The 11,914-nt window shown below is 59.8% G+C and carries 9 protein-coding genes; 6 read left to right on the top strand and 3 right to left on the bottom strand.

Translation table 11 applies throughout. The features are described 5' to 3' along the window. Nucleotides 1–36: 36 nt before the first annotated feature. From GRI91_RS08470 to msrB, 5 genes are read left to right on the top strand one after another with little or no spacing between them, the layout of a single operon-like run. Nucleotides 37–4,737: an NAD-glutamate dehydrogenase gene (locus GRI91_RS08470; RefSeq protein ID WP_237437774.1), complete on the top strand. Its 4,701-nt coding sequence runs from the start codon at nt 37–39 to the stop codon at nt 4,735–4,737. Nucleotides 4,738–4,780: 43 nt separating this feature from the next. After that, nucleotides 4,781–6,007 carry an NAD(P)/FAD-dependent oxidoreductase gene (locus GRI91_RS08465; RefSeq protein WP_160736211.1) on the top strand — a complete coding sequence of 409 codons (1,227 nt, stop codon included), beginning with the start codon at nt 4,781–4,783 and terminating at the stop codon, nt 6,005–6,007. Beyond that, entirely contained in the window at nt 6,004–6,954 is a 951-nt protein-coding gene (locus tag GRI91_RS08460) for an ABC transporter ATP-binding protein (RefSeq protein WP_160736210.1), read from the top strand. The genes GRI91_RS08465 and GRI91_RS08460 overlap by 4 nt, the downstream gene beginning before the upstream one ends. Further along, nucleotides 6,951–8,210, top strand: a complete 1,260-nt coding sequence (locus GRI91_RS08455; protein WP_160736209.1) for an ABC transporter permease — start codon at nt 6,951–6,953, stop codon at nt 8,208–8,210. Before GRI91_RS08460 ends, GRI91_RS08455 begins: the two co-directional genes overlap by 4 nt. 9 nt (nt 8,211–8,219) lie before the next feature. Beyond that, a complete protein-coding gene (gene msrB, locus GRI91_RS08450) occupies nt 8,220–8,714 on the top strand; it encodes a peptide-methionine (R)-S-oxide reductase MsrB (RefSeq protein ID WP_160736208.1) in 495 nt (164 codons plus the stop codon). A gap of 22 nt (nt 8,715–8,736) precedes the next feature. Here the strand turns inward: msrB and GRI91_RS08445 are convergent, their stop codons facing one another. From GRI91_RS08445 to hisN, 3 genes are all read right to left on the bottom strand, one after another. Beyond that, complete coding sequence (locus GRI91_RS08445) at nt 8,737–9,366, bottom strand: PilZ domain-containing protein (protein ID WP_160736207.1); 630 nt, start codon at nt 9,364–9,366, stop codon at nt 8,737–8,739. A gap of 166 nt (nt 9,367–9,532) precedes the next feature. After that, a complete protein-coding gene (locus tag GRI91_RS08440) occupies nt 9,533–9,961 on the bottom strand; it encodes a gamma-glutamylcyclotransferase family protein (RefSeq protein ID WP_160736206.1) in 429 nt (142 codons plus the stop codon). A 77-nt stretch (nt 9,962–10,038) separates the two neighbouring features. After that, on the bottom strand, nt 10,039–10,821 hold the full coding sequence (gene hisN, locus GRI91_RS08435; protein WP_160736205.1) for a histidinol-phosphatase: 783 nt from the start codon (nt 10,819–10,821) through the stop codon (nt 10,039–10,041). A 77-nt stretch (nt 10,822–10,898) separates the two neighbouring features. Here hisN and GRI91_RS08430 point away from each other — a divergent pair, with 77 nt between their 5' ends. Then, a complete protein-coding gene (locus GRI91_RS08430; RefSeq protein ID WP_337190348.1) occupies nt 10,899–11,876 on the top strand; it encodes a helix-turn-helix domain-containing protein in 978 nt (325 codons plus the stop codon). The last annotated feature ends 38 nt before the right edge of the window (nt 11,877–11,914 follow it).

Here is an 11,914-nt window from a genome sequence, read left to right as displayed (position 1 = left end):
AAGGCAGGCATAATAAGAGAGGCAAATATGGCGGATATGCAGGATCGCGAAACTGAAGACACCCAGCTGAGCCCGGCCGAGCGCGCCCTGGCGGGTGAGCTGTCGGAGAAAATCTGCAATTCGCTGCTCCCCGGTGAAACCGCGCTGGACGACGGGCCACTGGAAAACGCCTCCCACTTTCTGCTTGAAGCCGCGCGCATACGTGAGCCAGGCAAACCGGCCATATTGATCCGCAGCGCGCAGGATGAACGCCGCGTCACGCGCATTGCCATCATCAATGACGACATGCCGTTTCTGGTCGATTCCTGCACTGCTCTGGTGGCGGAACAAGGCGCGCCGGTTGATCGGTTATTGCATCCTGTTCTGATGGTGGAGCGGGATGCAAATGGCCAGCTCACCAGCATTTCCGAAGAGGAAAGCTCCTTGCGCGAATCCATGATCTATATGGAAACGCCGCGTCTGGATGCCAAGGAACGCGCCGCCTTGCGCAGCGGGTTGCTTTCCACACTCGACGACATTGCTGCGGCGGTCGAAGATTGGGGGGCAATGCGTGACCGGCTGATGCAGGACGCCAGCAGCATCGCCAGTGAAGAAGGCGCCGCCTTGCTGAAATGGCTGAGCGATGGGCAGATGACGCAGCTCGGCCATGTCACGCGCCAGCGCGACGGATCGCAAAGCGAGAGTATGGGCATATGCCGCGCCAGCACGAATAGCCTGCTGGCGGAAGAAAGCCTCGCCCGTGCCTTTGCATGGTTCGATGATGGCCCTGGACGCGATCAGCACGCCCCGCTCATCATCAAGGCGAATCAGGGTGCACAGGTTCACCGGCGCGCACCGATAGACCTGTTCATCATCCCCGTGACGCAAGATGGGGAGATTACGGCCCTGTCGATCCATGCCGGCCTGTGGACCAGTGCGGCCCTCGCCATGCGCCCTTCCAACGTGCCATGGCTGCGCGGGCAATTGGAACGGATCCGGAAAGATCTGGGCTTTCAGGCGGACAGCCATGACGCCAAGGCCTTGATTCATGCGCTGACCACCTTGCCGCATGATCTGGTTATCGGCTTCCCCGATGACGATATTGCCCGCGTCGCTACCACCATGATGAGCCTGGTGGATCGCCCGCGCCCCAAACTGGCCCTGGTTGAGGCGCCATTGCAGCGGCATATCTTCGGCTTCGTCTGGTTGCCGCGCGATATGCTTTCCACCACTGTCCGGCTTCAGGTGCAGGCTCTGCTGGAACAGGAAACCGGCGCGCGGACTCTTGATTGGAGCCTGGTGGTCGAAGGCGGATCGCTGGCCATGCTGCGCTATGTGCTCGATATCCGGAATGTCGAAAAAGACTATGACGAAGCCGCCATCGACCATCAGCTGCAGGATATGCTGCGCGGCTGGACCGAAGCGGTCGAGCATGAGCTGATCGCGGTGACGGAAAGCGGCCGCGCTGCGGCATTGGCGCACCGTTATGCCGACAGTTTCCCGGCCTCCTATCGCACCACCTACGGCCCGGCCGAAGCGGCGCGCGATATTGAGCGGATGCGGCGCTTGGGTACGGATAGTGAAGCACTGCCGCTCAAACGCGACGCCCGTCTTTACCGGCTCAAAAATGATGCCGCTCACGAATTACGGTTGAAAATCTATCAGGCAGAAGGCTCCATGCCGCTGTCCGACGCCGTGCCAGCGCTGGAAAACTTCGGCTTCCGCGTACTCGCTGAAGTGCCGACGGAATTGCAGAACGGTACGATTGGTACCATCCACGATTTCCGCCTGTCGATGGCCGATAGCGATGATGCCACGGAATTGCTCCACCGCGATCAGGCAATCGAAAACGCCATCAGCGCGGTGATCAATGGCACCAGCGAAGATGACGTCTTCAACCGTCTGGTGATCGACACGGCACTGAAGGCCGAGGAAGCAAACTGGCTGCGCGCGATCTATCGCTATTTGCGGCAGACCGGAATGGGCTTCACCATCTATACGGTGGTGGATGCACTGAGCAGCGCAAAGAATGTCACCCGCGCTCTGACAGATCTGCTGCGTGCACGGCACGACCCGGAATTTGACGGAGACCGCGAACAGGCCTGCGAACAGGCAGAAGAAGCTGTCCGCGACGGGTTGAGCCACGTTGCCGCGATCAATGATGACCGTTTGCTCCGGCTTTACCGCGCAGTCATCAAGGCCGTGCTGCGCACCAATGCCTTTGCTCCGGCAGGCAATGAAGCACTCGCCTTCAAACTGAATTCACCGGAAGTCCCCAACTTGCCAAAGCCCGTGCCATGGCGGGAAATCTTCGTCTATTCGCGCCGGGTTGAGGGCATCCATTTACGGGCCGGCCCCGTGGCACGCGGCGGGCTGCGCTGGTCGGACCGCCGGGACGATTTCCGCACCGAAGTGCTGGGATTGATGAAAGCGCAGCGCGTGAAGAATGCCGTGATTGTGCCGACCGGCGCGAAAGGCGGCTTCTATCCCAAATTGCTGCCCGATCCCTCCACCGATCGCGATGGCTGGGCCGCCGAAGGCAAGGCCAGTTACCAGATCTTCATCCGCAGCCTGTTGTCGATCACGGACAATATTGTCGATGACGCCGTGGTGCATCCTGACAATGTGGTGATCCTGGACGGCGAAGATCCCTATTTCGTGGTCGCAGCCGATAAGGGCACGGCCAGCTTCTCCGATGTCGCCAATGCCATCGCGGCAGAGCGCGATTTCTGGCTGGACGATGCTTTCGCCAGCGGCGGCAGCCATGGATATGACCATAAGGCGATGGGAATCACCGCCCGGGGTGCCTGGATTTCGGTACAGCGCCATTTCCTGGAAATGGGCGTCGATGTGCAGAAGGACCCGGTCCGCGTGATCGGCTGCGGCGACATGTCGGGCGACGTGTTCGGCAATGGCATGCTGCTTTCCAAATCGATCAAGCTGGTGGCGGCCTTTGACCACCGCCATATCTTCCTCGATCCCGATCCCGATCCCGCCGCCAGCTGGGAGGAACGCAAGCGCCTGTTCGACCTGCCGCGTTCGAGCTGGGCGGATTATGACGAAAGCCTGATTTCCAGCGGCGGCGGCGCATTTGCGCGCAGTATGAAACAGATCCCGCTGAGCGAGGAAATCCGTACCTTGCTGGGCATTGAGGCGACGGAACTCGACCCCGACAGCCTGATCTCAGCCATATTGAAGGCTCAGGTTGATCTGCTCTGGTTTGGTGGAATCGGCACCTATGTGAAGGCCGCCTATCAGAACAATATCGAAGTCGGCGACCCCACCAATGACTCATTGCGGATCAATGGGCGTGATCTGAACGTGAAAGTGGTCGGCGAAGGCGCCAATCTGGGCGTGACGCAGGCCGGGCGTATTGAATTCGCACTGCAAGGCGGGCGAATTAACGCTGATTTCATCGACAATTCCGCCGGGGTGGATTGCTCCGATAATGAAGTGAATATCAAGATCGCGCTGGCCGCAGCACAGCGCAAGGAATCACTTAGCGATGATGATCGGAACGCCTTCCTTGAGGAGATGACCGAGGACGTGTCCCAGCTGGTGCTGGAAGACAACCGGTTGCAGGCACTGGCCTTGTCCATCGCCGAACAAGGGGGCGCCCGCGCCATCCCTGCGCAGATGCGTTTGATCGAAACGCTGGAGGAAATTGGCGATCTCGACCGACGCACCGAAGGGCTGGCTGACGCCGAAACGCTGTCACGCCGGGCCAGTGATGATCGCGGCCTGACACGGCCGGAACTTGCCATCCTGCTTTCCAGCGCAAAACTGGCCTTGCAAGCAGCACTGGAAGGTAGCGGGATCAGCGAAGATCCCTCCGCCGTGCCCCTGCTGCTGGCCGATTTCCCGTCCGCGATGCAGGACCGGTTCCGCCAGCAGATCATCAACCACCAGCTGCGCGATGAAATCGTGGCGACGACTATCGCCAATCAGGTCATCAATCGCATGGGGCTGGTCCAGCCGTTCGAACTGGCGGAAGAAGAAGGCGCCAGCCTGTCCAAAGTCGGGGCTGCATTCCTGTGCGCCAGCCGCATCTTTGACATGCCCAGCCTGTGGCATGATCTGGAAACAGCCGACATGTCCGAGCCGGCCCGGCTTGAATTGTTCGATCTTGCCGCATTGGCACTGCGCGGCCATATGGCTGATCTGATCCGTGCCGGTGCGGGTGATGTACCCTCGCACGAACTGATCGAACAGCTTTCACCCGCCGTCGGCGAATTGAAAGCCGAGGTGAATGCCCTGATTTCCAAGGCAGCATCCGATCATGCCGAAGCCATCATTACCCGGCTCAGCGAACAAAAAGCGCCGCAGGATCTCGCCACCCGGGTTGCGGAACTCTTCAAGCTTGATGGGGCTATCGGTCTGGCCCGCCTGTCGCGCGATACCGGCATTCCTGCGGAGCGCCTGACCGTCAGCTTCACCGAATTGGGTGAACGGCTCGCGCTCGACTGGGCCCAGGGCAAGGCGGCCCTGATGGACCCGTCCGATCCGTGGGAACGGCTGCTGGTCGCCGGGCTCGCGCGCGATTTCCAGCAAATGCGCTTCGACTTTCTCGAAATCCTGGCGCAGCGCAAGGATGCGGGCTCCGATCCTGCTTTTGCACTGGATGTATGGGCGGAAAGTCATGACGCGGGAATAAAGCACTTCCGCAGCATGATTAACCGCGCGCAATCCTCCTCTCCGGTCAGCCCGGCGATGCTGGCACAAATAGCCAGTCAGGCGCGAAACCTGCTGAAAAGCTAATCCGCCCTTGACGATAAGCGGTTTTCCGCCAATCCACTCTCCCATGAGCCAAGCAGATGTCCTTATCGTCGGCACCGGTCATGGGGGAGCCCAGGCCGCGATTGCCCTTCGTCAGCAAGGTTTTGAGGGGTCGATCATGATGATCGGGCGCGATCCTCACCCGCCTTATGAACGGCCCCCTTTGTCCAAGGAATATCTGGCGCGCGACAAGACTTTTGAACGCATCATGATCCGTCCGGAGAAGTTCTGGGCGGACAAGAATGTGGAACTAAGGCTTTCCAATGCGGTCACTGCGGTCGATCCGATTGCCAAGGAAATCTCCACCGCCTCTGGCGAAACGATTTCCTATGGCTCGCTGATCTGGGCTGCTGGCGGCGACCCGCGGCGGCTGTCCTGTTCCGGCGCCGATCTTGATGGTGTGCATTCGGTGCGCAATCGTGCCGATGTTGACCGCATGATGAAGGAACTGGATGCCGGCGCGAAACGCGTGGTCGTGATTGGCGGCGGTTACATCGGGCTGGAAGCAGCCGCCGTGCTGACGAAATTCGAATGCGAAGTGACATTGATCGAGGCACAGGACCGGGTCCTGGCACGAGTGGCGGGTGAAGACCTTTCCCGCTTCTATGAACGGGAGCACCGTGCCCACGGCGTGGATCTGCGACTGGAAGCTTTGGTGGATTGTCTTGAAGGCGATGGCCAAAAGGTAACCGGCGTCAAACTGACTGACGGCACCACCATTGCCTGCGACATGGTCGTGGTCGGTATCGGTATCGTACCGGCGGTCGGCGCGCTGATCGCCGCCGGGGCCAGCGGCGCCAATGGCGTGGATGTGGACGAATACTGCCGCACCAGTCTGGAGGATGTATTCGCCATCGGAGACTGCGCCGCCCATGCCAATGCCTATGCCGCAGGCGCGGTCATCCGGTTGGAAAGCGTCCAGAATGCCAATGATATGGCAACCACAGCCGCCCGCGCGATCTGCGACAATAGCGAACCCTATAATGCACTGCCGTGGTTCTGGTCCAACCAGTATGATCTGAAGCTGCAGACGGCCGGGCTGAGCATGAATTATGATACGACCGTGCTACGCGGCGATCCGGAAGAGCGCAGCTTTTCCGTCATCTATCTGCGTGAAGGGCGCGTGATTGCGCTCGATTGTGTCAATAGGATGAAGGATTACGTTCAGGGGCGCAAACTGGTGGAAGCCCGCGCTCAGATCGAACCTGAAAGACTTTTGGATACAGACACCCCGCTAAAGGAAATGCTTTGACGGAAACCAACCCCGCACTCGCCATTGAGGCACGGGGGCTGGTTAAGCGTTTCGGCCGCAATCTGGCTGTGGACGGCGTCGATATTTCCGTGCCGCGCGGCGCGATATACGGAATTCTTGGGCCCAATGGCGCGGGCAAGACCACGACCCTGCGCATGCTGTTGGGCATCATCGATCCCGATGCGGGGGAGAGGCTGGTGCTGGGGGAAAGCAACCCCCGCAATGTCTCCCGCCTGATCGGCTATCTGCCCGAAGAGCGCGGCCTCTATCCCTCCATGAAAGCGATCGATGCCATCGCTTTCATGGGGGCCTTGCGCGGCTTACCGCTGAAGGAAGGTCGCCTGCGCGCGCGTGAGATGATGGAAAATCATGGCCTGGGGGACGCTGTCGAACGTCAGGTACGGCATCTGTCCAAGGGCATGGCGCAAACCGTGCAATTGCTCGGCACACTGGTCCACCGGCCCAGTCTGGTCTTTTTGGATGAACCCTTTGCCGGGCTGGATGCACTCAATCAGGGCCGTCTGGAGGCCACGATCCGTGATCTTGCGGCCGATGGCACAACCGTGATCTTTTCCACCCATGTCATCGCCCATGCCGAACGGCTATGCGAAGAGGTAGCGATTATCGCCGGGGGCAAGGTGCCCTTTGCCGGTAAAGTCGAAACAGCACGGGACCGTATTCCGCCCCGCGTTCAGCTCGAAACGCGTTCCGACGATGGCCCATGGCGTGACGCCTTGCCAGCCGATGCGAGGAAGGAAGGCCGCAGCTGGCTCTTTTCGCTTCCCGAAGGCGAGGTCGAGGATCTGCTGAAAGCTCTGATCGCCAGCGATGCCGGGATCAAATCGCTTTCGATCGAACGGGCCGGATTGCATGATGCCTTCGTCGATATTGCCGGCGCTGCCGCAGCACAGGCGATGAAAGATAACCATCCGGGGGAAACAGCATGACGGGTGCGGCAGGACGGCTCAGCTTCTGGTCCGCCGCATGGGTCATCGCGCGGCGCGATTTTCTGGCCATTCTCACCAGCCGGGCATTTCTGTTTTTCCTGCTTGGCCCGCTGTTCCCCCTGATTGTGGGTGTCTTGGCAGGAAGCATTGGCCAGTCGATTGATCGCGGTGGTGGGGCCACAGCCCCCATTGCCGTCGCCATGGAGCAAAGCGACGCCGATCGCGTCATCGCGGCACGTGAGCAATTTGCCTCCTCCCTCAACGATTTTGCCCCTCCCCTGCGCAAAGTGGGCGCCCTGCCTGCCGGAATGGCACCAAGCGAATTCATGGACGCGCATGGAAGCGAATTTTCCGGGGTTCTCTATGGCAGTTTGCAATCGCCTGGGCTGGCCGGCTCACCCGCTTTGCTGGAGAACAGCAAAGGTCCGCTGACCATGTTGTGCAGCTGGGCCGCGGCCGCATCGGTTCCCAAATTACCAGAGCTAGCCCTTACCCCCACAGCCGCCCCTGACACGGCGCAGCGCCCACGCGACAGATTGGTCACCGCGCAAGCGGCGCAGACCCTGCTCTTCCTGCTGATCATGCTGCTGGCCGGCATGGTCCTGTCCAATCTGGTGGAGGAAAAAGGCAATAAGATCATCGAGATTCTGGCCGCCGCCATTCCCATGGATGCGCTGTTTCTCGGCAAATTATTCGCCATGCTGGGCATATCCACGGTGGGGATTGCGATCTGGGGGTCTTGCGCCGCGCTGATTCTGATGCTGGGCGGGTCCGCGCTGGGCGCAATCACCGCCCCGGCAGTTGGCTGGACAGCATTCTTCGCGCTCGGCACCATCTATTTCGCGATGGGCTATCTGCTGCTCGGCTCAATCTTTCTCGCCATCGGCTCGCTCGCCACAACGGTCCGCGAAGTACAGACGCTATCCATGCCGGTCACCATGTTTCAGGTGCTGGTGTTCTTCTTTGCCAGTCTGGCCATTGCCCATCAGGGCGATATTCTGGAATGGATCGCCATTGCCTTTCCGCTCAGCTCTCCCTTCGCCATGATCGCGCGCGCGGCGACGCAGCCGGAATTGTGGCCTCATGCGCTGGCCCTGTGTTGGCAGATCGCCTGTGTTGCCCTGTTTATTCGCCTGGGTGCGCGGCTGTTCCGCCGCAAGGTGATGCAAAGCGGCACCCCGCAGGGCAAAGCGGGCAACGCCGGCAGGCGCAGACTCTGGACCTTGTTAAGGAAAGGTTCTGAATCAAGGGGATAAACTGCGATCATGCTTATTCAGAACACCAGCCGCAGACGAGCACTCGGCCTTCTGGCCGGGGCAGCGCTTACGCCGGTGCTGGCAGCCTGTGGCAGCACCCCCGCCAATGCGCGCGATTACCCGGTCAAGCTGACCGAAGCACAATGGCAGGGGCGCCTGTCGCCCGCGCAGTTCCGAATTTTACGTCAGGCAGGGACCGAGCGGCCCTATAGCTCGCCGTTGAACGATGAAAAGCGCAAGGGCACGTTTTTATGTGCTGGCTGCGACAATGCGGTGTTCCCCTCCACCACCAAATATGACAGCGGCACGGGCTGGCCCAGTTTCTACCGCCCGCTGAAAGGCGCCATTGGTCGCTCGACCGATCGCAAGCTCGGCTATTCTCGTACCGAAGTGCATTGCGCCGATTGCGGCGGCCATCTTGGCCATGTGTTCAATGATGGCCCGGCACCGACTGGCAAGCGTTACTGCCTGAATGGTGTGGCGCTGAAATTCCGGCCGGCCTGATCCGGTACCCCGGCTAGGCGATTCAGCGCTTGATCGGGGCTTGAATCTCGGCGGCGACACTCGCCAGATCGCCGAATTTCAGCGTATCGGTGAAGACGAGCCCATAGGCCCCATTTTTACGCCAGCGAACCTTGGCCGATATGACCGGCAGGCAATCCGCCTCCAGTCTTAATGGCTGATCAATCGCGAGATGTTGCGAACAGGCGATTCGCGCGCCTTGCTGAGAGATATCCAAAATCACCACCCCGGCCGTTTCACCATGGAAAGAAACCAGGGCTGGCAACTGCAGACGCAGCCGCAAGGGGCGCTTTGGAAAACGGCTTTTCCCCACAATCAGGCGGTCAATGTCGACCGGTCCGACGAAGGCAAAGCCCGCTTTCCCTTCGGTTTCCCAGACACGTTGCAGCTCGTGCCGGTCGCCATTGGGCATTTCCAGCGTCAGGTTCGTGTCTTCAGGCAGGGGGTGAAATGTGCGTACGCTGATCCCGGTGGAGGATGCATCGCGTACCACGCAGAGATATTCGCCCGAAGTGCCAATCAGCTTGGCCGTGCGGATTAAAGGCGTGAAGCGCGGCGCCTGCCGCTGATCCGCCCATTCAGGAGAGAAGCCACCTTCCCCCGCTGGATGGTTGAGATCAACATAGTCAGACATAAGGCCAGGCATCTCCGCAATTCATGGGTGGAATTCACCCTTTCTCCCACGCTAGTGTCACGCTCTTAAGGAAGAGTAAAATGCATAAGGTACTCTGAACAATAAATAATCTCCGGTCAGATTGAGCGCAGCCCCTCAACCATCCCCGATCCTGCTCCCTCAGCTGTCAGGTGCCGGAATAAGGCTGATGCCCGGTTTCCTTGAGGAAGCGCGCAAAATCGCCATGCGGAATGGGGCGCAGCTGCGGCGAGAGCGCATGATTGTAAAAATAGACTTCTGCCACGCAATGCGTGCCGTCCGCGCAAACCGCATCCATCTCTATTCGGCGATATTCACCCTTGTCCGGGTCATCCGGGTCGATCCGTTCAAACCGGTCCAGCGCCTCGGTATCAACCGATCCCGCCTCATGCACCATGCCTTGCACTTCGCCTGTCCCCTCCACCAGCACGGGATAGGCCCCCTGCGGGTCACCTGCGGCATATAATCGCCCGGTGACAGTGGCCCGGCGACCCGGCCCGAGATCAGCCAGCAGAGTTTTGACAGCAGGCGGCGCTACATCGCCCAGCAAGACGCCATAGAAGAACAGAAAACGCATGGGTGTCCCTTCCTCAGGAACCGCGTGCAAACATGCCGGGCGCTAACCGCTTGTCAGCCTGCCTTCGCGCTTGCGGTTCAATGACTATGCGCCAGAGCCTCGATCACATCATCCATCCGCGCACTGTCACCCAAGGCGAGGACATGACCGTCAGACCCGGCATGAAGCGGATCACCATTCCAGTCACTCATCACCCCGCCAGCGCCTTCAACAATCGGGACCAGCGCGGCAAAATCGTATAATTTCAAGCCAGCTTCGCAAATCACATCGATATGGCCGGAAGCCAGCATGGCGTAATTGTAACAATCTCCGCCCATCACCATGCGCTTATGATCGGTTTGCCCGGCCAGAGCCATGAATTGGTGACCCTGCTGTTCATCAAAATAATGCGGTCCGGTGGTGGCCAGCGTCGCATCGGACAATTCGCGGCAGGCGCGCGTGGTGGCAGGGCGGCCGTTAAAGGTCGTTTCCTGCCCGGCGACACCTATCCAGCGCTCATCCAATATCGGTTGATCGATAATGCCCAGCAGGGGAAAGCCATCAACCAGCAGCGCGATCAGCGTACCGAAAATCGGCCGCCCCGCCATAAAGGCGGTGGTGCCATCAATCGGGTCCAGCACCCATTGGCGGCGGGAAGAGCCTTCGGTAACACCGAATTCCTCGCCTATTATACCGTCTTCGGGCACCGCTTGTTCAAGCAGCGTCCGCATGGCGCGTTCAGCATCCCTATCCGCCTGCGTTACCGGAGAGGCATCATCCTTGCGCTCACTTTCCGTCAAATTGCGGAAATGAGGGCGAATGGCCTCGCGCGCGGCGTCCGCCAGAGAGACAGCCAGTTCAATATCTTTTTTTGAAACCATGAATTATCGCCAATGCGGTCCTCTAAAAGTGTCACGGATTTAATCAATTTGCGAAATCGTCTGCGTTGTCTAAACTGATGTGCAGGGGGTCGTTAATGCCAGATAGAATAGATGCGAACACTAGTAATGTGAAAAGCCCGCTGGTTTCGCATACCGGTCAGACAAACTCAGGTTTGCCACTGTCGATTAACCGCCCTGCCTCGCCAGATTTACAGCCTTGGGTCGCCCGTCTAGTCGCGGCTCAAGTGGATGCGCCGGAGGACACCTTCATCTCCTGCGGCATGTGCAATGATATCACCTATATTCGCATGCTTATGAAGGGCAAGTGGACCGCCGAGACCGCGGACGGCACCGGCCATTATGAGAAACAGGCCCTCCTCTTCGGCCCGCATTCCCACCGTATGCCCATCACCTGTACCGGGCCGATTGCAACGGTGGGGATTGGGCTGCGGCCCGGCGCACTGCACGCCATAACCCGGTTGCGCAGCGATCAGATCGTCGACCGGATTTTGCCGGTGGAGGAATTCGGCCTTGCGCAACAGGATTTTACCGGCGCTCTTGAACCCGGGAGCACACCAGAGGATTGGCTGGAGATTGCCGAAAATGCCCTGATCCGGCTGATTGACGCAAAGGGCGCGCGGCGTCCGGACCCGCTCTGCACGGCATTTGATCAGGCCTGCTTTGCCAATCCGAACCTGTCCGTATCCGACTTCTCTGATCGGCATGACGTCGGGATCCGGCGACTGGAACGGTTGGTGAAACGGGATTTTGGTCTGACGCCGAAACAGGTTTTGCGGCGGGCGCGGGCACTGGACCTGGCGTCACAGCTTTGCGGTGTCGCTGATAGCAAGGAAGAAGCAGAGACCCTGCTCCGCTATTGCGATCAATCCCATCAGATACGCGAATTCGCGACATTTTTCGGCGCCACGCCGCATCAATTCGCCATTCACGCAAAGCCGCTCTTAACGCTCAATCTGGAAACGCGCCAATCACGGCGACTGGAGGAACTGGCCCGGATAGAACCGGATGACCGCCCACCCTGGCGCGATGATTGAGCGGTCATCGGCCGCCGGACCGCGCCCCGAGCCAACGG

The sequence above is a fragment of the Altericroceibacterium endophyticum genome (assembly GCF_009827595.1).
Classification (GTDB): domain Bacteria; phylum Pseudomonadota; class Alphaproteobacteria; order Sphingomonadales; family Sphingomonadaceae; genus Altericroceibacterium; species Altericroceibacterium endophyticum.
The sequence above is the reverse complement of the archived record's forward strand: the minus strand, read 5'-3'. Positions and strand labels throughout refer to the sequence as shown.

Bases quoted from the DNA above. Each gene is read 5' to 3' on its own strand.
- GRI91_RS08430 (WP_337190348.1), top strand. From the start codon at position 10,899: ATGTGCAGGGGGTCGTTAATGCCAGATAGAATAGATGCGAACACTAGT.
- GRI91_RS08470 (WP_237437774.1), top strand. From the start codon at position 37: ATGCAGGATCGCGAAACTGAAGACACCCAGCTGAGCCCGGCCGAGCGC.
- hisN (WP_160736205.1), bottom strand. From the start codon at position 10,821: ATGGTTTCAAAAAAAGATATTGAACTGGCTGTCTCTCTGGCGGACGCC.
- GRI91_RS08440 (WP_160736206.1), bottom strand. From the start codon at position 9,961: ATGCGTTTTCTGTTCTTCTATGGCGTCTTGCTGGGCGATGTAGCGCCG.
- GRI91_RS08445 (WP_160736207.1), bottom strand. From the start codon at position 9,366: ATGTCTGACTATGTTGATCTCAACCATCCAGCGGGGGAAGGTGGCTTC.
- GRI91_RS08455 (WP_160736209.1), top strand. From the start codon at position 6,951: ATGACGGGTGCGGCAGGACGGCTCAGCTTCTGGTCCGCCGCATGGGTC.
- msrB (WP_160736208.1), top strand. From the start codon at position 8,220: ATGCTTATTCAGAACACCAGCCGCAGACGAGCACTCGGCCTTCTGGCC.
- GRI91_RS08465 (WP_160736211.1), top strand. From the start codon at position 4,781: ATGAGCCAAGCAGATGTCCTTATCGTCGGCACCGGTCATGGGGGAGCC.